Below are 22209 nucleotides of genomic sequence, written 5' to 3'. Positions count from 1 at the left end.
GGAAGAAAATGGCCCGTCCGGGGTGTCCTGAAACGCGCCGTCCCCGGCGGAAACTCACCAGTCCCCCGCAGCCCTCAGCAGTTCCTCGTGCGCCCTGGCGATGGGCGACAGCGCGAGCGTTCCCGTCCGTACGACGAGGAAGTAGGTCCGCAGCGGAGGGACCGGGGGATCGAGCAGCGCCACGAGCCGGCCCTGCTCCAGGGCGTCCTCGCACAGATAGCGGGGCAGGACGGCGAGTCCGGCGCCGGAGGCCGCGGACTCCAGAACGGCGCGCAGATCGGGCGCGATCACGGTGGCGGCGACCGCCGGCTTGGTCTCGAAGACGCTCGCCCAGTAGCGGGCGACGAACGGCAGGGACTCGTGCACCTCGACCACCGGCAGCTGCTCCAGGACCACCGCGCCCTTGCGGAGGAGGACGTCGGGGGAGAGCCGGGCAGCCCATCGAGGGGCCGCGACCAGGACGTACTCCTCGTCGCAGAGTGGGGTGGAGACGAGCAGGCCGCCCCGGGGCCGGGCGGTGGCGACGGCCAGATCATGGTGACCCGCGGCGAGCCCGTCGAGGATCTCCTCGGTGTTGCCGAGGAACGACACCCGTACGGCGAGACCCTGGCCGACCAGCGGGGTGAGGGCGGGCAGGACGCGGAGCGCGGTGAACTCCGGGGGACCGGCGACATGGAGGGTACGGACGCCGCTCTCCTGGTCGAGGCCGGTCTCGGCGATCTCGACGAGGGCGTCCAGATGAGGAGCGGCGCGGTGGGCGAGTTCGTCGCCGATGGTGGTCGGCGTGACGCCGCGGGCCTGTCTGAGGAAGAGAGGGCGTCCGAGCTGTCGTTCGAGCGTCCGGATCTGGCTGGTGACGGCCGGCTGGGAGAGTCCGAGAAGCGCGGCGGCGCGGGTGAAGGAGCCGGCCCGGTGCACCGTGACGAACGTGCGCAGCAGGGCCAGATCCATGTCCGCCCCCTCCCGGCCGTGCGGCCGTTCGACTCAGGCGGTCGGCTGACTGCGCCTCAGGACCGTCCAACTATAAATAAGTCGATAGGTCTCTGTCGCTACCGTGATTGGACACTGACGCACAGTCAACTAGCCTTGTTCAGGCGGTCTCCGCGCGTGGAACCGAGGCGTTCCGAGCCACGAGGGGGGAGGCTCGGAGCGTCTCGTTCCGTGCGCCCGGGACCGCGCACGGCCGTGTCCCGGGCCCCAGTGGGCGGCGTCCGGAGGCCGGCGCACGGCCGTGTCCCGGAGCTGTCTACGCGCCGGCCTCGTCGAGAGCCCGCAGCACATCGGCGATCAGGTCCTCCGGGTCCTCGGCGCCGACCGAGAACCGGATGAAGCCCTCCGCGACCGCGTCCCCGCCCCAGCGCCCGCGCCGCTCCGCCGTGGAGCGCAGGCCGCCGAAGCTGGTCGCGTCGTCCACGATCCGCAGTTCCTCCAGGAACCGTTCGGCCTTCTTCCGGTCGGCCAGTTCGAAGGAGACCACGGGGCCGAAGCGCCGCATCTGCCGGGCGGCCACCGCGTGCGAGGGGTCGTCCGGCAGCCCCGGGTAGCGCAGCCCGGTCACGTCCGCCCGCCCCGCGAGGGTCTGCGCGAGCGCGAGCGCGGTGGAGCACTGGCGGTCGATCCGCAGCTGCAGCGTGGCGAGCGAACGGTGGGCGAGCCAGGCCTCCATGGGGCCGGGGATGGCCCCGACGATCTTGCGCCAGCGCCGTACCTCCGCCGCCCGCTCGGGATCACGGCAGCTGACATGGCCGAGCAGGATGTCGCCGTGCCCGGTCATGCCCTTGGTGTCGCTGGCCACGGAGAAGTCCGCGCCCAGTTCGAGCGGACGCTGGCCGAGCGGCGTGGCGAGGGTGTTGTCCACGGCCACGAGCGCCCCCGCGGCATGGGCTTCGCGCACCAGCCGCCGGATGTCGCAGACGTCGAGCCCGGGGTTGGACGGCGTCTCGATCCACAGCAGCCGGGCCCCTTCGAGGACGGCGAGCTGTCCGTCGCCGCCGGTGGGCGCGGTGCGGACCTCGACGCCGTACGCCCTCAGCTGCTCGTGCAGCAGGGGCACGGCCTGGTAGCCGTCGCTGGGCACCACCACGGCGTCGCCCGTCTTCAGCTGCGAGAGGAGGACTGCGGAGATCGCGGCCATGCCCGAGGCGAAGACCAGCGTCTCGACGCCCTGCTCCCCCGGCGCCTCCAGCTCGCCGATCGCCCGCTCCAGATGGGTCCACGTCGGGTTCTCGTCACGGCCGTACGCGTATCCGCCGGTCGGCTCGCCCGGCAGATGGAAGTGCGCGGCGAAGACCGGCCCCGGCAGGGTCGGCTCGTACTTCACGGGTTCGGGCAGCCCTGCCCGGACCGCGCGTGTGCCGTCGCCGTAGTGCTTGTCCGTCACGGTGTCCGTTCCTCCAGTTCACGACGTACGGCCGCGAGCAGTCCCCCGCTCGCGGCCTCCACCATCTCCAGGCACTCCTCGAAGTCCTCGCGGCCCCCGTAGTAGGGGTCGGGGACGTCGAGTCCGTCCCCGGCGGCCGGGTCGTAGGAGCGCAGCAGTCGTATCCGCGCCGCCTCTTCGGGCGTGCGGGCGAGCGCGCGGAGCTCTCGCAGATGCCCTTCGTCCAGCGCGATCACCAGGTCGAGGGCGGGGAACCAGGAGGCTCGGAACCGGCGGGCGGTGTGCGCCGAGGTGTAGCCGTTCTCCTCGAGAACGGCGACCGTGCGGTGGTCGGCGCCGTCGCCCTCGTGCCAGCCTCCGGTTCCGGCGCTGTCGACCTCCACCAGCCCGCCGAGACCGGCGTCCTCCACATGCCTGCGGAAGACGTGCTCGGCCATCGGCGAACGGCAGATGTTGCCGGTGCAGACGAAGCAGACGCGGTAGGTCATGGTCTCCACTCAGTCGCCGTCGGGGAGCACGACATTCAGCGCCCACGAGACGACGGAGATGATCAGACCGCCGAGGACGGCGGTCCAGAAGCCCTCGACGTGGAAGCTGAGGTCGAACTGCTCGGCCAGCCAGGAGGTGAGGAGCAGCATCAGGGCGTTGACCACGAGCGTGATCAGGCCGAGCGTCAGAATGAAGAGCGGAAGCGTCAGCAGCTTGACGATCGGCTTGACCAAGAAGTTCACGAGACCGAAGACCAGAGCGACGAGAATGAGCGTCAGGGCCTTCTTGCCGGTGCTCTCACCGGTCAGGGTGATGTCCTGGAGCAGCCAGATGGCCACTCCCAGGGCGCCCGCGTTGGCGAGCGTCTTGACTACGAAATTCATCATGTGTCTGATCGTGGCAGACATGATCGGGCCGAGGGCAGGGGCTGACAGGCGATGAAGGCATTCCGACTGGATGAACTGGAGGCGGAGCGTGCCGCGAACAAGGGCGCGTACCTCCAGTTCCTGCGGGAGCGGAACATGTCGGTGGGCCTGTACGCGCTGGACGCCGGGGAGCTCGACCCGCAGCAGCCGCATCGCCAGGACGAGGTGTACTTCGTGGTGAGCGGGCGGGCGGCGATCACGGTGGGGACGGAGACGACCCAGGTGGCGCGTGGCAGCGTGGTCTATGTGCCGGCCGGAGTGGAGCACAAGTTCCACCACATCAGCGAGGACCTGCGGGTGATGGTGGTCTTCTCCCCGCCGGAGGCCTGATCCTTCGGAGAGCCGGACCGCCCGAGATCTGAGAGCCGGACCGCCCGAGATCTGAGGGTCGGACCGGCGGAACCCCCTAGGGGGCGGATCAGGGGAGAGCGGGGGCCGCAGGGCCCCCGTGCGTCCCTTCCGGACCCTAGCCTTGAGGGTGTTCGGCGCAGAGTGTGCGGAACGGATCTTCGAGAGCGAGGGAGAGGACGATGGCCGTACAGGAGGTTCTCGCGGGGATGCCGTGGTGGGTGAAGTGGGTCGCCATACCCGCGCTCGCACTGCTCGTCTTCGGCGGACTGATCACCAGCGTCCTGGCCTTCGTGGTCGGACTGCTCTTCAAGGTGCTGCTCTTCGTGGCCCTCGTCGCCGGACTGATATACGTCGTAAGGAAGTTCACCTCCTCCGACCGTTCGCGCGAGGAGTGGTAGCACAAGCTACCGATCGGTATGAAGCCGACGGAGGGTATTAGCCCGGCCGGGGGAACGCTGGTCGAATCAGGGCGCGGGCCCAGGAGCTGCCACTAGAGTGGAATCCCTCCGCCGCGTTGGGGACTACAGGCGTAGACCTCCGTACTGACCAGCGGTTTCCCAGGCCCGGCGGGCGCGCGGGGGCGGCCCCCGCAGGCGGGTGCATTGCATCCGTCGTCACGCCTGGGGGTGACCTTTGGCCACGGCTACGCAAGCGGCTGCGCCTACTTTGATCGGCTCGGTGCAGCGCGCACTGAGACTCCTGGAGGCCGTGTCTTCCCATGCGGAAGGCGCCCCGGCCAAACAGCTCGCCCGTGAGACGGGCCTTCCGCTGCCCACCACGTACCACCTGCTCCGCACCCTGACGCACGAGGGCTATCTGGTCCGCGAGAAGGGTGTGTTCGTCCTTGGCGACGCCGCGGTCCGACTGGCCGGCGGCGGAGATGTGCAGAATCGTCGCATCAAGATCGAAGACTCCCTCGCCCGCTGGCGGGACGCGATCGGTGTGCCCGTCTACTTCGCCCTCTATCGCGAGGGGGAGATCGAGCTCGTCGCTGTCGCCGACACTCCTTCCGCCCCCGCGGTGGAGGAATGGGCCGACTTTCGCGAGACCGGTCACGCTCATGCGATCGGGCAGTGCCTGTTGAGTCAACTCGATCTGAAATCTCGTCAAGACCACCTTGACCGGCACCCGGTGGAAGCCATCACTCCGTACACGGTGCGTAACCGTCGAGCGCTTTTGGAGCGTTTGGGCGGTTTGGGGCGAATGGAGCCCTTGGTGGAGCGTCAGGAATATGCACTCGGCACAGTCTGTGCCGCAATCCCCATCACTGCGGGCTCCACGGCGGCCGCAATGGCCATTTCCCTCCCTCTTCACCAGGAAGAACGGTTGCTCCCAGCAGTCGAGCAGCTACGTACGGAGATCGGGAGGCTCTTCAGCTCGCTCGCTTTCTCTATCAGTATCTGAAAAATCACTCCTTGTGATCTGCTAGCGCTTCCAGCACGATTGCGTCAAGAGGGCCACGGGGGATCATTCCTGGCCGTTTCGGTCACAGCTTTCAGCAGCTGTGTTTACACAACTGCTTCATCTACTGCGGGGTACATGATGCGAGAGTCGGTTCAGGCCGAGGTCCTGATGAGCTTCCTCGTCTCCGAGGAGCTCTCCTTCAAGATCCCGGTTGAACTCCGATACGAGACCCGGGATCCCTACGCGGTGCGGATGACGTTCCACCTCCCCGGGGACGCGCCTGTGACCTGGGCGTTCGGTAGGGAGCTGCTGCTCGACGGGATCAACCGGCCGAGCGGGGACGGTGATGTGCACATCGCGCCGACGGAGCCCGAGGGCCTCTCGGACGTCTCCATCCGGCTCCAGGTCGGTGCCGATCGTGCCTTGTTCCGGGCGAGCGCGCCGCCGTTGGTCGCCTTCCTCGACCGTACGGACAAACTGGTGCCACTCGGTCAGGAAAGGACACTCGGCGACTTCGAGGACAACCTGGAGGCCGCGCTGGGCCGGATTCTCGCCGAGGAGAACGCGGGCCCGGCCGCCTGAGCCGGCCCGCGCCCCCGCGCGCACCGGCTCGGCGCACGTCCCGCGCCCCCGCCCGCACCAGCTCGGCCTACGTCCCGCGCCCCCGGCTTGGCGCACGTCCCGCGCCCCCGGCTCGGCGCGTGTCCCGCGCACCGGCTCGGCGCGTGTCGGCCGGCGGCCTCACTTCGCACGACGGCGTCGTCCACCCCGTGCCGCCGCCGCCGGCTTCCCGCTTCCCGTGCCCGGCCCGCCCCCGGCATCCGCGCGGTCGGCGGAGACCACCAGGGCCGCGAGGGCCGTGGTGAGCGGCACGGACGCGACCAGACCGATCGATCCGACGAGCGTCCGGACGATCTCCTCGGCGACCAGCTCGCTGTTGGCCACCGTCCCCATGCTGCTCTGAGCGATGGAGAAGAGCAGCAGCAGCGGGAGGGCGGCACCCGCGTAGGCGAGCACCAGTGTGTTCACGACCGAGGCGATGTGGTCGCGGCCGATCCGGATCCCGGCCCGGTACAGCGCGCGCGGCCCCATGCCCGGGTCGGCCTGCTTCAGCTCCCAGACCGCCGACGTCTGGGTGACCGTGACGTCGTCGAGCACACCGAGCGAACCGATGATCACCCCGGCCAGGAGCAGGCCGGACATGTCGATCTCGGGGTAGAGGCCGTGGATCAGGCCGGTGTTGTCGTCGGTGTTGCCGCTCAGCGAGGCCCAGCCGATGAACACCGAGCCGAGCAGACCGATCAGCAGCAGGGAGATCAGCGTCCCGAGCACCGCGACCGAGGTGCGGGCCGAGAGTCCGTGGCACATGTAGAGCGCGATCAGCATGATGGCGCTCGATCCGACCACCGCCACGACCAGCGGATTCGACCCGTCCAGGATCGCCGGCAGGATGAAGAACGTCAGGATCAGGAAGCTCACGACCAGCGCGACCAGGGCCATCACGCCCTTCAGCCGGCCGACGAGCACGACCGCGATGGCGAAGATCCCGGCGAGCACCGCCATCGGGACCTTCCGGTTCACATCGGTGACCGAGTACTGCAGGTCGCGCGGGGCGTCGGGGGCGTACGCCACCACCACACCCTGCCCCTCGTGCAGTTGGCGCGGGGCGTCCGGCTGCACGATCTCGGTGAACCTACGCCCCTTCTCCGGACCGCTGGTGACTTCGATCGTCGCCTTCTCGCACTCCCCCTGCTGGGCGTTGACCGCCTCGCGTCCCTGCGGGGTCGAGGTGTCACCGGTCGGTGGGACCTGCCCCGCGTTCACGGAGGCGCAGTCCACCTGCTGGACGGCGACGACCTTGCCCTGCTCGGTCTGCCGGTCGAAGCCGACGCCGGTGCGCTCGTGCGGCGGGGGGCCACCGGGCCACAGGACCACGAGCCCGACCACGACCGCCGTGGCGAAGGGGATGAGGATCGCGGCGATGACCCTGCGCAGATGCCGGGACACCGGCGTGGCGGGCCCATGGCTGTGGCTGTGCCCGTGGCTGTGCCCGTGGGATCCGTGTGCCGGACCGTGCCCATGAGAACCGTGTGCCTGAGCATGCTCGTGGGGGCCGTGGTCGTGGTCGTGGCCGTGCGGCTCGGGAGTCTGTTGGGGGGAAGTCACCGACCGATCATCGCAAGAACGGCAGGGGCCCACTGTTCAGCACGCCAGGGATGACGCTAGCGTGGTGGCACCTTTGCACACGCGGGAGCTCGGAGCACCGGGCTGAGAGGGCGCTGATCACCGTACGCGCGTACTGAATGTACGTACGGGAGGAGGCTGCGCCGACCGCCGAACCTGTTACCGGGTAATGCCGGCGTAGGGAGATCGGTCTCCATGACCATTCAGGATGCACGCACGCCTGCCTCCGAGCAGAACGACACTGCAGACGGCACCTCTGCCGACGGCGCCCGCACGCCGGGCTGGCACAAGGGGTACGTCCAGGGCTCGCGCCCCGACCTCAGGGTGCCGGTCCGTCAGGTGCACCTCACCAACGGCAAGGACGTCACGCTGTACGACACGTCCGGCCCGTACACCGACCCCACCGTCGACACCGACGTACGGCGGGGCCTTCCGCCGCTGCGCGAGAACTGGATCATCGGGCGCGGCGACACCGAGGAGTACGCGGGCCGCCCGGCCCGTCCCGAGGACGACGGCATCAAGCACACCTCGCCGCGCGGCGGGGGGCTCAAGAACCTCGACGCCGTCTTCCCCGGACGGCCGCGCGTGCCCCGCCGCGGCCGCGACGGCCAGGCCGTAACCCAGCTCGCGTACGCCCGCCGGGGTGAGATCACCCCGGAGATGGAGTACGTGGCGATCCGGGAGAACGTCTCCCCCGAGGTCGTACGGGAGGAGATCGCCGCGGGCCGCGCCGTGCTCCCGGCGAACGTCAACCACCCGGAGATCGAGCCGATGATCATCGGCAAGCGGTTCCTGGTGAAGGTCAACGCCAACATCGGCAACTCCGCCGTCACCTCCTCCATCGAGGAGGAGGTGGAGAAGATGACCTGGGCGACCAAGTGGGGCGCCGACACGGTCATGGACCTGTCCACCGGCCGCAACATCCACACCACCCGCGAGTGGGTCCTGCGCAACTCCCCGGTGCCCATCGGCACCGTGCCGCTCTACCAGGCGCTGGAGAAGGTCGACGGCCGGGCCGAGGACCTGACCTGGGAGATCTACAAGGACACGGTCATCGAGCAGGCCGAGCAGGGCGTGGACTACATGACGGTGCACGCCGGCGTACTCCTGCCGTATGTGCCCCTCACCGCGCGCCGCAAGACCGGCATCGTCTCGCGCGGCGGCTCGATCATGGCCGCCTGGTGTCTCGCGCACCACAAGGAGAACTTCCTCTACACGCACTTCGAGGAGCTCTGCGAGATCCTCGCGACGTACGACGTCACGTACTCGCTGGGCGACGGGCTGCGCCCCGGCTCGATCGCGGACGCCAACGACGCGGCGCAGTTCGCGGAGCTGCGCACGCTCGGCGAGTTGAACACGATCGCCAAGCGGCACAACGTGCAGACGATGATCGAGGGCCCCGGGCACGTCCCGATGCACAAGATCAAGGAGAACATCGACCTCCAGCAGGAGATCTGCGAGGAGGCGCCGTTCTACACGCTCGGCCCGCTGACCACGGATGTCGCGCCCGCGTACGACCACATCACCTCCGGCATCGGCGCGGCGATGATCGCCTGGTGGGGCACGGCGATGCTCTGCTACGTCACGCCCAAGGAGCACCTGGGCCTGCCGAACCGCGACGACGTGAAGACCGGTGTCATCACGTACAAGATCGCGGCCCACGCGGCGGACCTCGCCAAGGGGCACCCGGGTGCGCAGGAGTGGGACGACGCGCTGTCGGACGCGCGGTTCGAGTTCCGCTGGGAGGACCAGTTCAACCTGGCGCTCGACCCGGACACCGCGCGTGAGTTCCACGACGAGACGCTGCCGGCGGAGCCCGCGAAGACCGCGCACTTCTGCTCGATGTGCGGTCCGAAGTTCTGCTCGATGAAGATCAGCAGAAGCATCACAGAGCAGTTCGGCGGTGAAGCGGACGCCACCCCGGAGGAGATCGAGGCCGGGATGCTGGAGAAGTCGAAGGAGTTCGCGGCCTCCGGCAACCGCGTCTACCTGCCACTGGCGGACTGATCCGGCGACTGGAAGCACGAGATGGGCCCGCGACTCACGGGGGGAGTCACGGGCCCGCCTCCGATCCCGGCCCGACTGTTGGATCCCCTGCTTCGAATACATTCAGGCGCAGGCGCGCGGCCGACTGAGGCCGTATGCGGAGGGGGGATCGATGGGCAGCACCGGGGTGGTGCGGTGGAAGGCGACGGGCAAGGTGCGGTCGTTGGCATGGGACGGGGAGGACCTCGTCGACAGAGTGGACGGGGGACGGCGCTGGACGTCCGACGGCGTCGAGCACCCATCAGGACGCATGTACGCGTACCCCTTCGATCGGGCCGTCGTCTCGCCGTCCGGCCGGTACACCGTCGCGTACACCGAGCGGGGGACGAAGGCACTACTCCTCGACGGACAGCGGATCGTCCGTGAGCTCAACCGGAGCTGCTACCACGCCAAGGACTTCGACTACCCGGTGGTGCTGGGCGCGCTCTCCGACGGTCGGGAGGTGCTGGTGCACTGTCCCGACGCCTATGAAGTCATCGAAGTCGAGGACGTGGCAACGGGTGAGCGGCTCACTCATGGCGAGCGGACGCCGACTGACGTCTTCCATTCCAGGCTTGCCATGAGCCCCGACGGCAAGCGGCTCCTCTCGGCCGGCTGGCTGTGGAGTCCGTTCGGGATCGCCCGGGTGTACGACCTCGAACGGGCACTGACAGAGCCGACCGTGCTCGACGGTGAGGGCCTACTGCCGTCGTGGAGCTGGGTGGATGCCGAAATCGATGCCGCCTGTTGGCTCGACGGCGATCGCCTGGCGGTGGCGACGGGCGAGGACGAGGCCGACGATGACGACGCGGACGACCCGGCAACGCTGGGGCCCAGGCATTTGGGCGTGTGGTCGTTGTCGGAGCAGAGATGGCTGCACAGGCACCAGCTTGAGCTTCCGATGGGCACACTCATCGGGCACGGTGATGGCGTCATCGTGCTGTGCGAGCACCCGCGGCTGATCGATGCGCCCACGGGAGCCGTTCTTGCGGAGTGGCCGGAGGTCGGGGTCTCACCGCGCGTCGGCAGCTACGGGGTGAGGCACGTACCGACTCCCGTGGCTGCGCTTCATCCGGACGGTAGCCGTCTGGCGGTAGCCCAGCAGGACGGAATCGCGATCATTGCGCTTCCTCAGCCGGCTTCGCGTCCGTCTCCAGAGGAATCCTTCAGTCGATGAAGATCTCGCAGGACATCCGGCGGGAGCACGGTGGCGATCTGAAGGCGGACGAGATCGAGGCGGGGATGGCCGCGAAGTCGGCCGAGTTCGCGGCGACGGGCAACCGCGTGTACCTCCCGCTGGCGGACTGACCACCGCCCGGAGACCGAGCCGGCCCGCGACCCCGGGGGAGTCGCGGGCCGGTGGTTCGTCAGGGGCCAGGGGGGCCGGTGGGTGGGGTGGTGGCGGCGAGGACGTCGCGGAGGAAGGGCAGGATGCCCCGCTCGAGGAGGGCGCGGCGCCAGGCCTCCCGTGCGCGGGACAGCTCGTCGTCCGGTGCTGCCGCGGGTGGACCGCCCCTGTTCACCTCGGCGGGGCTGTTGCGCAGGGCCGTCACGAGGAGGCCGGCGGCCGCGCCGAGCAGTCCGGCGGCGGCGACCGCGCCGAAGACCAGGCCGGCCGTGAGCAGGGTGGCCCCGAACACCACGGTGGGGGCGATGGCGTGCAGGACCGCGCCGACCAGCAGGAAGATGACGGCCGCCGCACCCGCGAGGACGGGCACCATGACGGTGAGGATCGCGACCACGCCGGGGCCGGGGCCCGGACGGTCCGAAGACGCCGGTGTCCTGGTCCCGAGGGCCGCGCGATGCTGCTCGCGGACCTTCACGAAGTGGTCGTACTCGCTCGCCGCGGCGCTGGTGACCAGAGTTGTCGCGTTCAGGGTCAGGGCGCGCAGCTGGGCGAGCGTGAGCCGGGTTCCCGCCCCGGCGAGATCCGGACGTGCGTGGGCGGTGCTGAGTGCGTCGTCGAGGAGCCGCTCGTACTCGGCGCGGTCCTCGGTCAGCAGGTGCGGAGCCACGTTCATGTGCATCCCCCGATGCTCCGTAGGCCCGGATCAGCCGTGGGAAACGGTCGGTTGGGCGGAAACGGAGGAGAGCCTGCTACGGATGGACCCGATGGTATTGCGGTGGTGCCACACGCTGACAGGGTGTTTCCGGAATTCGCCTTCCCCGGATGCGGAGGGTTATGCGTCAGCCGTTCAGGGGGAGTTGGACGACCAGTAGCTTTCCGGCCATGGTCACTCCGCCGTCCATGGCGATCGCCAGACCGTCCGCGTACACGTGCGGTCCGTCGACGAGCGGGCCCGAATTGCCCTCGTCGTCCTCCGTGCCGACCTGGCCGAGGAGGTACGGGATGGGGCTGTGGCCGTGGACGATCCGGGAGCCGCCGTAGGTGGCGAGCAGCTCCTGGACGGCCTGCGGGCCGCCCTCGTCGCGGAACGCGAAGCGCTTGGTGAACTTCCGGAAGACGTCCCAGACCTCGTCGGCGTCGTTCCGGTTGAGGATCTCGTGGACCGTGTCGTTGACGTCCTCGATGGTCTGGCCGTAGTCGAGGTACGCGGTGGTGTCGGAGTGCACCAGGAGGTGGTCGTCCTCCCGCACCACGGCGTCGAGCCGGGACATCCACTGCAGATGGACGTCCTGGAGCCGGTCCATGTCGTGCTTCTGGCCGCCGTTGAGCAGCCAGGCGGCCTGGAAGGTGGCGGTGCCCGCGCCGGAGTTCACCGGGGTGTCGCCGAAGCGCTTGGCGCCGATGAGCAGCAGCTCGTGGTTGCCCATGAGGGCCTTGCAGTAGCCGCCGGCGGCGGCCGCCTCGGCGGAGAGGCGCATGACGAGGTCGATGACACCGATGCCGTCGGGGCCGCGGTCGGTGAAGTCGCCGAGGAACCAGAGGCGGGCGTTGCCGGCGGCCCAGCTGCCGTTCTCGTCGATGAGTCCCTGGGCGCGGAGGGCGGCGACGAGCTCGTCGAGATAGCCGTGGACGTCGCCGACGACGTAGAGCGGGCCGGGGCCTTCGCCGCTCGCGGGGGCGGGCTCGGCGGCGGGGGCGGGCTCGGCCGCGACCAGGACCTGGACCGTGTCGCCGCGGTTGATGACGGGGAGGTCGCGCTCGGTCGGGGTGTAGCCCTCGGGCATCCCGCCCTCGGGGAAGGCGTTGCCGGGGTGGCCGGTGGCGACGGAGACGATGGAGGAGGCGGTCGGGGCGGGGCCGGGGGCGTACGCGGGAGGGGTACGACGTCCCAGATGCAGGGTCGGCTCGGCCGGCGCGGGCGCCGGCGCGGGAGCGGACACGGACACGGCGGCTGCGGGTACGGGCGTAGCGACGGAGACCCCGAGTACGGCGGCCGTGGGTGCGGAGGGTGTGGCCACGGGTGCGCGCTCCGGGGGAGCGGGCTCGGCCGGTGGGAGCACCGGCAGAGGTTCCGTGGTCGTCGGATCGGTGGCATGGCCCTGTACGGGCACGCGGGCGTACGGCGGTACGCGGAAGTCACGCAATGTCGCCGTGCGCACCACGGGCTCCTGCCCGGCCCCCTGAGTCATGGACCCCTCCACCACCGTCGCGATGCCCTGCACATGGCGGACCGGCCTGGTCGGGGTGGTCCGCGATGTCGTGCGCCCATCATAGGAATGAGGGTCCTCCTGTGTGACGCACCAGGGGTGGTGAATCCGGGTCCACTCCGGGTTCACCGGTTGTTTCGCCCGAATTGAGAAGGTCGAGTCCAGGGTTGAGGCCGGTTCGGTGGCCGGTTTCGCCGTCCCGGCCCACGGGCAGGGGCGGGGACGGCGGATTCGGTGGCGCCGGTTGGCGGGGTGTCAGTCCTTCGCGGGTGAGCGCGGCGGGCTGACGGTGGTGCGCGGTGGACGGCGCTGCGAGGAGGTGCGGACGATGAGTTCGGTCGGTATCACCTGCTCGACCGGGCCGTCGGTGTCGATCCCTTCGATGGCGTCGATGAGGAGCTGGACGACGGCCGTGCCGATCCTGCGCGGCTTGAGTGAGAGCGTCGTGATGGGCGGTTCGGTGGTGGCGTAGACGGTCGACTCGCTGCAGCAGACCAGCAGCAGGTCGTCCGGGACGCGCAGCCCGTAGCGGCGCGCGGCCGCGAGGAGGTCGGTTCCGTTGGGGTCGAAGAGGCCGTACACGGCGTCGGGCCGGTCCGGTCGGGCGAGCAGCCGGTCGGCCGCGACGGCGCCCGCGCACGGGTCGTGCGCCGGATAGGCCTCGTAGACGGGGTCCTGGCCCACCCGCTCGCACCAGTTGAGGTACGCGGTGGTGGACAGACGGGTGTAGGTGTCGGTGGTGGTTCCGGTGAGGAGACCGATGCGGCGGGCGCCGGCGTCGGCGAGGTGGTCGAGCAGATCGAGGACGGCGGCTTCGTGGTCGTTGTCGACCCAGGCGGTGACCGGAAGGGTGCCGGCGGGGCGCCCGTCGGAGACGACGGGCAGGCCCTGCCGGACCAGTTCGGTGACGACCGGGTCGTGGTCGGAGGGGTCGATGACGACGGTGCCGTCGAGGGCGACGTTCGACCAGACGTCATGGCGGGAGGTGGCGGGGAGGATGACCAGGGCGTAGCCCCGCGCGAGCGCCGCCGATGTGGCTGCTCTGGCCATCTCCGCGAAGTACGCGAATTCGGTGAAGGTGAAAGGTTCATCCCCGTATGTGGTCACGGTCAGGCCGATGAGTCCCGACTTCCCCGTGCGGAGCGTGCGGGCCGCCGCGGACGGGCGGTAGCCCAGCCGGTCGGCGACCTCGCGCACGTGACGGCGGGTGGCGTCGGGGAGTCGGCCCTTGCCGTTGAGCGCGTCGGAGACAGTCGTGATGGAGACCCCGGCGGCGGCGGCCACGTCCCGGATGCCTGCCCGGCCCTGCCGGCTTCCCCGGGTCTGTGCCCGGCTCACCTGGTGCTTCCCTGCTGCTGTCATGGCGAGCCGATAGTAGGGCGATGAGGGGCGGTTGGGCCGGTCGCATATGCAGGCGTTGACAGGCACGTTTCTGCATGGCCGAAAGGCGTCAATAGGTAAGGAATCCAAGGTAGTTAGGGCATTCGCCATGGGACCAGTGGTTGCCGAACGGCGTAGGCCTGGAGTGGGGGCGAGGTCTCGAAGAGGTCTCAACTCACCTCTACGGGGGATGCGCGCCACGGCGCCCGCCACCGGCGCGCACCACCCGGATGCGCGCTCCCCCGGTTCGGGGCCGCGCCGGAGGGCGGTTCGGGGCGGCTCGGAGGGTGCTCGGGGAGGGTTGCTCGGAGGGTGCCCGGGGAGGGCGGCTCGGGGGTGGCTCGGAGGGTGCCCGGGGGGCGGTTCGGGCGTCGCTCCCGGAGGTCGTGTCCTCAGCGTGTCCCTCCTGTTGTCCACAGCCCATTCGCAGCGGAGGGGAATCCTCTTAAGGTGAGGAGTATTGGCGGTACGGACGGTCGAGGAGGCCACAGAGTGAGCGAGACCAGCGGGACCAGCGGGACGAGCACGGGCCCGAAGCTGCGCGCCGAGCTGGACGGCGTCCCCACCTACAAGCCGGGCAGGCCGGCGGCCTCGGGCGGGCCCGTGGCCTTCAAGCTGTCCTCCAACGAGAACCCGTATCCGCCGCTGCCGGGGGTCATGGAGACCACGCTGGCCGCCGCCGCGAACTTCAACCGCTACCCGGACATGGCCTGCACGGGGCTGACCGAGGAACTGGCGGACCGTTTCGGCGTGCCCGTCTCGCACCTGGCCACCGGCACCGGCTCGGTCGGCGTCGCCCAGTCGCTCCTGCAGGCCACCTCCGGCCCCGGCGACGAGGTCATCTACGCCTGGCGCTCCTTCGAGGCGTACCCGATCATCACGCAGATCAGCGGGGCCACCTCGGTGCAGGTGCCGCTGACCGAGGGCGAGGTGCACGACCTCGACGCGATGGCCGCGGCGATCACCGACAGGACCCGGCTGATCTTCGTCTGCAACCCCAACAACCCCACGGGCACCGCGGTGCGCCGGGCCGAGCTGGAGCGCTTCCTCGACCGAGTGCCCTCCGACGTCCTGGTCGTGATCGACGAGGCGTACCGCGAGTTCGTCCGGGACTCCGACATCCCGGACGGCATCGAGCTCTACCGCGACCGGCCGAACGTCGCCGTGCTGCGGACCTTCTCCAAGGCGTACGGCCTGGCGGGACTGCGGGTCGGCTTCGCCGTCGCCCATGAGCCGGTGGCGGCTGCGCTGCGCAAGACGGCGGTGCCGTTCGGAGTGAGCCAGCTGGCGCAGGACGCGGCGGTGGCCTCGCTGCGGGCCGAGGACGAACTGCTCGGGCGGGTCGGCTCCTTGGTGGCCGAGCGCGAGCGGGTCCACGCGGGGCTCGTGGGGCAGGGCTGGACCGTGGCGGACACCCAGGCGAACTTCGTCTGGCTGCGGCTCGGCGAGCGGACCCTGGACTTCGCGGCGGAGTGCGAGCGGCACGGGGTGATGGTGCGGCCGTTCGCCGGCGAGGGCGTGCGCGTCACGATCGGCGAGACCGAGGCGAACGACCTGTTCCTGAAGACGGCCGAGGGCTTCCGCAAGGAGGTCTGATCACTTCGGTCTGATCACTCGCCGACGCCGACGCCGACGCCGACGCTGAGAGCCCCCATGAGCGCCGCGCTCATGGGGGTTTTCGATAGGGGGCCCCCGCTTGTACGTACGGATTTCGTATGAGCAATAATGCTTGTGAATGTGAACGCGTTCACAAGCGTGTCCTGTTTCATCCCGTAATGGGTGGGATCAGCGGGGCAAACTGCCGATGTGACCACGGCGATGTAAGGAGAAAACGACGTGGACCTCGCTCTGGCGCCAGAGACCTTGGCGCGCTGGCAGTTCGGCATCACCACCGTCTACCACTTCCTCTTCGTCCCTCTGACGATCTCCCTCGCCGCTCTCACCGCGGGTCTCCAGACCGCATGGGTCCGGACGGAGAACGAGAAGTACCTCAGGGCGACGAAGTTCTGGGGGAAGCTCTTCCTGATCAACATCGCCATGGGTGTCGTCACCGGCATCGTGCAGGAGTTCCAGTTCGGCATGAACTGGTCCGACTACTCGCGCTTCGTCGGTGACATCTTCGGTGCGCCACTCGCCTTCGAGGCGCTGATCGCCTTCTTCTTCGAGTCGACCTTCATCGGTCTGTGGATCTTCGGCTGGGACAAGCTCCCCCAGCGGATCCACCTCGCCTGCATCTGGATGGTGTCGATCGGCACGATCCTCTCCGCGTACTTCATCCTCGCGGCCAACTCCTGGATGCAGCACCCGGTGGGTTACCGGATCAACGAGGAGCGCGGCCGGGCCGAGCTCACCGACTTCTGGCACGTGCTCACCCAGAACACCGCCCTCACCCAGTTCTTCCACACCATGACGGCGGCCTTCCTGGTCGGCGGCGCGTTCATGGTCGGCATCTCCGCCTTCCACCTGGCGCGCAAGAAGCACATCCCGGTCATGCGGACCTCGCTGCGGCTCGGCCTGATCACCCTGATCATCGCCGGTCTCGGCACCGCCGTCAGCGGTGACCTGCTCGGCAAGGTCATGTTCAAGCAGCAGCCCATGAAGATGGCCGCCGCCGAGGCGCTCTGGGACGGCGAGGCGCCCGCTCCGTTCTCGATCTTCGCGTACGGCGATGTCGACAAGGGCCACAACAAGGTGGCCATAGAGATCCCGGGCCTGCTGTCGTTCCTGGCGAACGACGACTTCACCTCGTACGTCCCGGGCATCAACGACATCAACAAGGCCGAGCAGGAGAAGTTCGGCCCCGGCGACTACCGGCCCAACATCCCGGTCGCCTACTGGGGCTTCCGCTGGATGATCGGCTTCGGCATGGCCTCGCTGACCATCGGCATGATCGGCCTCTGGCTGACCCGCAAGAAGTTCATGCTGGCACCGGGGCTGCGGACCGGTGAGGACGAAGTGCCGAACCTGGTCCTGTTCAAGCGGAAGGCGCTCAGCCCCCGCCTGGGCAAGTGGTACTGGATCGTCGCCCTCTGGACCATGGCGTTCCCCCTGATCGCCAACTCCTGGGGCTGGATCTTCACCGAGATGGGCCGCCAGCCCTGGGTCGTCTACGGCGTGCTGCGTACCCGGGACGCGGTCTCCCCCGGCACCACCACGGGCGAGGTGCTCACCTCGATGATCGTCTTCACCGCGCTCTACGCCGTCCTCGCCGTGATCGAGGTCAAGCTCCTCGTGAAGTACATCAAGGCCGGCCCGCCGGAGCTCACCGAGGACGACCTCAACCCGCCCACCAAGATCGGCGGGGACTCTCGTGACCCCGACCGCCCCATGGCCTTCTCGTACTGAGGCTCAGGAGATCGAGGCATGGAACTCCACGACGTCTGGTTCGTACTCATCGCCGTCCTCTGGATCGGCTACTTCTTCCTCGAGGGCTTCGACTTCGGGGTCGGGATCCTCACCAAGCTGCTCGCCCGCGGCCGGCCCGAGAAGCGCGTCCTCATCAACACCATCGGACCCGTCTGGGACGGCAACGAGGTGTGGCTGCTCACCGCGGGAGGCGCGACCTTCGCCGCGTTCCCCGAGTGGTACGCGACGCTCTTCTCCGGCTTCTACCTGCCCCTGCTGATCATCCTGGTCTGCCTGATCATCCGCGGTGTCGCCTTCGAGTATCGGGTGAAGCGGCCCGAGGAGAACTGGCAGCGCAACTGGGAGCAGGCCATCTTCTGGACCTCGCTGATCCCCGCGTTCCTCTGGGGTGTGGCCTTCGGCAACATCGTCCGGGGCGTGAAGATCGACGCGAACATGGAGTTCGTCGGGAGCTTCTGGGAGCTGCTCAACCCGTACGCGCTCCTCGGCGGCCTGGTCACGCTGACGCTCTTCACCTTCCACGGCGCGGTCTTCGTCTCGCTCAAGACCGTCGGCGACATCCGGACCCGGGCACGGGCGCTCGCGCTCAAGCTGGGCCTGGTCACGGCGCTGGTCGCACTCGGCTTCCTGAGCTGGACCCAGATCGACACCGGGGACAGCTGGAGCCTCGCGGCGATGCTGATCGCCGTGGTGGCCCTGGTCGGGGCGATCGGCGCGATCAAGGTGGGGCGCGAAGGATGGTCGTTCGCGCTCTCGGGCGTCACCATCACCGCCGCCGTGGCGATGCTCTTCCTCGCGCTCTTTCCGGACGTCATGCCGTCTTCACTCAACCCGGAGTGGAGCCTTACCGTGACGAACGCGTCGTCGAGCCCGTACACGCTCAAGATCATGACGTGGTGCGCGGCGATCGCGACCCCGCTGGTGCTGCTCTACCAGAGCTGGACCTACTGGGTGTTCCGCAAGCGGATCGGTACGCAGCACCTCGCCGAGTCCCACTAGCCGGCCCTTTCCAGGGAGCATGTTTCACGTGAAACCGATCGATCCGCGCCTGCTCCGGTACGCCAGGGCCACCCGTGTCTTCCTGATCGCGGTGGTCACCCTCGGCCTTGTCGGGGCGGCGCTGGTCATCGCCCAGGCGATGCTCATCGCCGAGATCGTGGTGGGGTCCTTCCAGAAGGGCCAGTCGGTTTCCGCCCTGACCACCCCCCTGCTGCTGCTCGCGGGCATCGCGGCGGCACGGGGGCTGGTCTCCTGGCTGACCGAGCTCGCCGCCCACCGGGCGAGCGCGGCGGTCAAGTCCGAACTCCGCGGCCGGCTTCTCGTCCGTGCGGCCACGCTCGGGCCGGGCTGGCTGAGCGGCCAGAAGGCCGGCTCGCTGATCGCCCTCGCCACGCGCGGTGTGGACGCCCTCGACGACTACTTCGCCCGCTATCTGCCCCAGCTCGGGCTCGCGATCGTCGTGCCCGTGGCCGTGCTGGCCCGGATCGTCACCGAGGACTGGGTCTCGGCGGCGATCATCGTCGTCACCCTGCCGCTCATCCCGGTCTTCATGATCCTCATCGGCTGGTACACCCAGGCCCGGATGGACCGGCAGTGGAAGCTGCTCTCCCGGCTCTCCGGGCACTTCCTGGACGTGGTGGCAGGGCTTCCCACCCTCAAGATCTTCGGCCGCGCGAAGGCCCAGGCCGAGTCGATCCGCGCGATCACCTCGGAGTACCGCCGGGCGACCATGCGCACGCTGCGGATCGCCTTCCTCTCCTCCTTCGCGCTGGAACTCCTCGCGACCCTCTCGGTCGCGCTCGTCGCCGTGACCATCGGCATGCGGCTCGTCCACGGCGAACTCGATCTGTACACCGGTCTCGTCATCCTGATCCTGGCGCCCGAGGCGTATCTGCCGCTGCGGCAGGTCGGCGCGCAGTTCCACGCGGCGGCGGAGGGGCTCGCGGCGGCCGAGGAGATCTTCGACGTCCTGGAGGAGCCGGTACGGGACGGGGGCGCGAACCCGGCCCCGGACTCCGTACGGCTGGAGCTGGAGGGCGTGACCGTACGTCATTCCGGGCGCACCGAGCCCTCGCTGGACGCGCTGTCCTTGACGGTCGAGCCCGGGGAGACGGTGGCCCTGGTCGGGCCGAGCGGGGCCGGTAAGTCGACGCTGCTCGATGTCGTCCTCGGGTTCGCCGTCCCGGAGGAGGGCGGTTCCGTACGGGTCGGGGGCGAGCCGCTCGCCTCGCTGGACCCGGAGGCCTGGCGGTCGCGGATCGCCTGGGTGCCGCAGCGGCCGTACCTCTTCGCGGGGACGATCGCCGAGAACGTCCGGCTCGCCCGCCCGGACGCCTCGGACGAGGCCGTACGCGAGGCCCTGCGGGACGCCGGGGCGGACGGGTTCGTCTCGGGGCTGCCGCAGGGGCTCGACACCTCGCTCGGCGAGGACGGGGCCGGACTGTCGGCGGGGCAGCGGCAGCGGCTCGCGCTGGCGCGGGGATTCCTCGCCGACCGGCCGGTGCTGCTGCTCGACGAGCCGACGGCGGCGCTGGACGGCGAGACGGAGGCGGGGGTCGTCGACGCGGTGCGCCGGCTGGCGGCCGGGCGGACGGTGCTGTTGGTGGCCCATCGGCCCGCGCTGCTTGCGGTGGCGGACCGGGTGGTGACGGTCGGCGGCGCCGCGCCTGGAGGTGTCGCGATCGGTGCGGGCGCCGACATGGCGGAGGTGCCAGGGGCAGCCGTCCAGGGCGACGAGGGCGTCGGCTCCGACGCCGGTGCGGGGATGTACCCACCGCCCCAGGCGGAACAGGTGCCCACCACCGGGGGGTCGGTTCTCACGCGTGTCCGGGGCATGGCTGGGGAGCTCAAGGGGCGGATGGGGCTCGCTCTGCTCCTCGGGAGCCTGGCGCTCGGATCCGCCGTGGGGCTCATGGCCGTGTCCGGGTGGCTCATCTCGCGTGCCTCCGAACAGCCGCCCGTGCTCTATCTGATGGTGGCCGTCACCGCCACGCGCGCGTTCGGCATCGGGCGGGCCGTCTTCCGGTACGCCGAGCGGCTCGTCTCGCACGACGCCGTCCTCCGGATGCTCGCCGAACTCAGGGTCTCCGTCTACCGGCGTCTGGAGCGGATCGCGCCCGCCGGGCTGCGCCGCACGCGCCGCGGGGATCTGCTCTCCCGGCTCGTCCAGGACGTCGACGCGCTCCAGGACTACTGGCTCCGCTGGCTGCTCCCGGCGGGCGCCGCGCTCGTCGTGGGGGTCGCCTCCGCGGGGTTCACCGCCTGGCTGCTGCCCGAGGCCGGTGCCGTCCTCGCCGTGGGCCTGCTCGTCGCGGGTGTCCTCGTGCCGGCGGTCAGCGGCGCCCTCGCCCGCCGTGCCGAACGGCGGCTCGCCCCCGCGCGCGGCGCCCTGGCGACCGCCGTGGCCGATCTGCTCCGCGGCTGCGCCGAACTGACCGTGGCCGGCGCCCTGCGGGACCGGATCGAACGGACGCGGACCGCCGACCGCACCCTCACCGGCATCGCCTCCCGGCAGGCCGCGGCCGCCGCACTCGGCGCCGGACTCTCCGCCCTGGTCTGCGGCCTGACGGTCGCGGCCGCCGCGGTCGTCGGCGTCCAGGCCGTGGTGGACGGGCGGCTCGCCGGGGTGGCCCTCGCCGTGGTCGTCCTCACGCCGCTCGCCGCCTTCGAGGCCGTCACCGGGCTGCCGCTCGCCGTCCAATACCGGCAGCGCGTCAAGCACAGTGCCGAGCGGGTCTTCGAGGTGCTCGACTCCCCCGTCCCCGTACACGAGCCGGCCCGGCCCGCGACTCCCCCGGCGAACGCGTTCCCGCTGGAACTGTCCGGGCTCTCCGCCCGGCACGCCGGGCAGGACCGGGAGGCGCTCGCCGACTTCCGGCTCACCCTGGAGGCCGGACGCAGGGTCGCCGTCGTCGGTGCCTCGGGCTCCGGGAAGACCACGCTCGCCCAGGTGCTGCTGCGGTTCCTGGACGTGGAGCAGGGCATGTACCGGCTCGGCGGGGTGCCCGCCTGGGAGCTCGACGGCGACGCCGTGCGGCGGCTCGTCGGCCTCTGCGCCCAGGACGCCCACCTCTTCGACAGCTCCGTCCGCGAGAACCTGCGGCTCGCCCGTACCGGGGCGAGCGACGAGGAACTGCGCGAGGCACTGCGCCGCGCCCGGCTGCTCGACTGGGTCGACCGACTCCCGGAGGGGCTCGACACGCTCGTGGGCGAGCACGGATCCCGGCTGTCCGGCGGTCAGCGGCAGCGCCTGGCGCTCGCCCGCGCCCTGCTCGCCGACTTCCCCGTCCTCGTCCTCGACGAGCCGGCCGAGCACCTGGACCTGGCCACCGCCGACGCGCTCACCGACGATCTGCTCCGGGCCACCGAGGGCCGGACGACCGTCCTCATCACCCACCGGCTGCACGGACTCGACGCGGTCGACGAGGTGCTCGTCCTGGACGAGGGCAGGACCGTGCAGCGCGGCCCGTACGCCGAGCTCGCCGAGGCGGACGGACCGCTGCGCCGGATGCTGGAACAGGAGCGGGAGACCGATCTACTGGCCGTCGGCGTGGTCGCAGGTGCGGGCGCGGGTGCGGGAGCGGGCGCGGCGGCGGGCGCGGGGACAGAGACCGGGAGCGACCGGGAGCACCTCGGGCCGCGACCGTAGGC

Annotated in this window: 18 protein-coding genes, 1 pseudogene and 1 riboswitch; of the genes and pseudogenes, 11 read left to right on the top strand and 8 right to left on the bottom strand. The window is 70.2% G+C overall.

The features are described from left to right. Nucleotides 1–54: 54 nt before the first annotated feature. From N5875_RS19365 to N5875_RS19350, 4 genes are all read right to left on the bottom strand, one after another. Complete coding sequence (locus N5875_RS19365) at nt 55–951, bottom strand: LysR family transcriptional regulator (protein ID WP_338495110.1); 897 nt, start codon at nt 949–951, stop codon at nt 55–57. Between the two features lie 295 nt (nt 952–1246). Then, a complete protein-coding gene (locus N5875_RS19360; RefSeq protein ID WP_338495108.1) occupies nt 1247–2380 on the bottom strand; it encodes a cystathionine gamma-lyase in 1134 nt (377 codons plus the stop codon). Continuing rightward, entirely contained in the window at nt 2377–2868 is a 492-nt protein-coding gene (locus N5875_RS19355) for a low molecular weight protein-tyrosine-phosphatase (RefSeq protein WP_318208282.1), read from the bottom strand. Before N5875_RS19355 ends, N5875_RS19360 begins: the two co-directional genes overlap by 4 nt. Nucleotides 2869–2877: 9 nt before the next feature. Further along, nucleotides 2878–3255: a phage holin family protein gene (locus N5875_RS19350; RefSeq protein WP_318208283.1), complete on the bottom strand. Its 378-nt coding sequence runs from the start codon at nt 3253–3255 to the stop codon at nt 2878–2880. 51 nt (nt 3256–3306) lie between these two features. On the opposite strand from N5875_RS19350, the gene N5875_RS19345 reads away from it, so the two are divergent. The 4 genes from N5875_RS19345 to N5875_RS19330 all read left to right on the top strand — a co-directional run bounded on the left by N5875_RS19345 (nt 3307) and on the right by N5875_RS19330 (nt 5631). After that, nucleotides 3307–3624: a cupin domain-containing protein gene (locus N5875_RS19345; protein ID WP_030317985.1), complete on the top strand. Its 318-nt coding sequence runs from the start codon at nt 3307–3309 to the stop codon at nt 3622–3624. Between the two features lie 200 nt (nt 3625–3824). Next, entirely contained in the window at nt 3825–4043 is a 219-nt protein-coding gene (locus N5875_RS19340; protein ID WP_318208284.1) for a DUF5326 family protein, read from the top strand. A 235-nt stretch (nt 4044–4278) separates the two neighbouring features. Further along, nucleotides 4279–5049 (top strand): helix-turn-helix domain-containing protein, encoded by a 771-nt coding sequence (locus N5875_RS19335; RefSeq protein ID WP_318208285.1) that lies wholly within the window; start codon nt 4279–4281, stop codon nt 5047–5049. A 138-nt stretch (nt 5050–5187) separates the two neighbouring features. Next, nucleotides 5188–5631 (top strand): SsgA family sporulation/cell division regulator, encoded by a 444-nt coding sequence (locus N5875_RS19330; protein ID WP_318208605.1) that lies wholly within the window; start codon nt 5188–5190, stop codon nt 5629–5631. Nucleotides 5632–5790: 159 nt separating this feature from the next. Here N5875_RS19330 and N5875_RS19325 read toward each other — a convergent pair whose 3' ends face one another. Continuing rightward, nucleotides 5791–7248 (bottom strand): YibE/F family protein, encoded by a 1458-nt coding sequence (locus N5875_RS19325; protein WP_338495104.1) that lies wholly within the window; start codon nt 7246–7248, stop codon nt 5791–5793. Between the two features lie 38 nt (nt 7249–7286). Continuing rightward, a riboswitch (TPP riboswitch) is annotated at nt 7287–7434 on the top strand. Here N5875_RS19325 and thiC point away from each other — a divergent pair. The 3 genes and pseudogenes from thiC to N5875_RS19310 form a co-directional block, all read left to right on the top strand. After that, a complete protein-coding gene (gene thiC / locus N5875_RS19320; protein WP_338495103.1) occupies nt 7429–9240 on the top strand; it encodes a phosphomethylpyrimidine synthase ThiC in 1812 nt (603 codons plus the stop codon). (Overlaps the previous riboswitch by 6 nt.) A gap of 151 nt (nt 9241–9391) precedes the next feature. Next, a complete protein-coding gene (locus tag N5875_RS19315; RefSeq protein ID WP_338495102.1) occupies nt 9392–10435 on the top strand; it encodes a hypothetical protein in 1044 nt (347 codons plus the stop codon). Further along, nucleotides 10429–10566 (top strand): annotated as a pseudogene (locus N5875_RS19310) (thiamine biosynthesis protein ThiC); the annotation flags it as partial. The gene N5875_RS19315 and the pseudogene N5875_RS19310, both read left to right, overlap by 7 nt. Nucleotides 10567–10625: 59 nt before the next feature. Here the strand turns inward: N5875_RS19310 and N5875_RS19305 are convergent. The 3 genes from N5875_RS19305 to N5875_RS19295 form a co-directional block, all read right to left on the bottom strand. After that, entirely contained in the window at nt 10626–11285 is a 660-nt protein-coding gene (locus N5875_RS19305) for a hypothetical protein (RefSeq protein WP_338495101.1), read from the bottom strand. 160 nt (nt 11286–11445) lie between these two features. After that, complete coding sequence (locus N5875_RS19300) at nt 11446–12810, bottom strand: metallophosphoesterase (RefSeq protein WP_338499203.1); 1365 nt, start codon at nt 12808–12810, stop codon at nt 11446–11448. A gap of 258 nt (nt 12811–13068) precedes the next feature. Further along, nucleotides 13069–14175: a LacI family DNA-binding transcriptional regulator gene (locus N5875_RS19295; protein ID WP_318208290.1), complete on the bottom strand. Its 1107-nt coding sequence runs from the start codon at nt 14173–14175 to the stop codon at nt 13069–13071. A gap of 510 nt (nt 14176–14685) precedes the next feature. Here N5875_RS19295 and hisC point away from each other — a divergent pair. The 4 genes from hisC (at nt 14686) to cydD (ending at nt 22207) form a co-directional block, all read left to right on the top strand. Then, nucleotides 14686–15789, top strand: a complete 1104-nt coding sequence (hisC, locus tag N5875_RS19290; protein WP_318208291.1) for a histidinol-phosphate transaminase — start codon at nt 14686–14688, stop codon at nt 15787–15789. A gap of 240 nt (nt 15790–16029) precedes the next feature. Further along, complete coding sequence (locus N5875_RS19285; protein ID WP_318208292.1) at nt 16030–17538, top strand: cytochrome ubiquinol oxidase subunit I; 1509 nt, start codon at nt 16030–16032, stop codon at nt 17536–17538. Between the two features lie 18 nt (nt 17539–17556). Further along, nucleotides 17557–18558: a cytochrome d ubiquinol oxidase subunit II gene (gene cydB, locus N5875_RS19280; protein WP_318208293.1), complete on the top strand. Its 1002-nt coding sequence runs from the start codon at nt 17557–17559 to the stop codon at nt 18556–18558. A 28-nt stretch (nt 18559–18586) separates the two neighbouring features. Further along, on the top strand, nt 18587–22207 hold the full coding sequence (gene cydD / locus N5875_RS19275) for a thiol reductant ABC exporter subunit CydD (RefSeq protein WP_338495098.1): 3621 nt from the start codon (nt 18587–18589) through the stop codon (nt 22205–22207). Nucleotides 22208–22209: the final 2 nt, after the last annotated feature.

This window comes from Streptomyces sp. SJL17-4 (assembly GCF_036826855.1).
Classification (GTDB): Bacteria; Actinomycetota; Actinomycetes; order Streptomycetales; family Streptomycetaceae; genus Streptomyces.
Note: the sequence above shows the minus strand (reverse complement) of the source record. Positions and strands in the feature narration are given on the sequence as shown.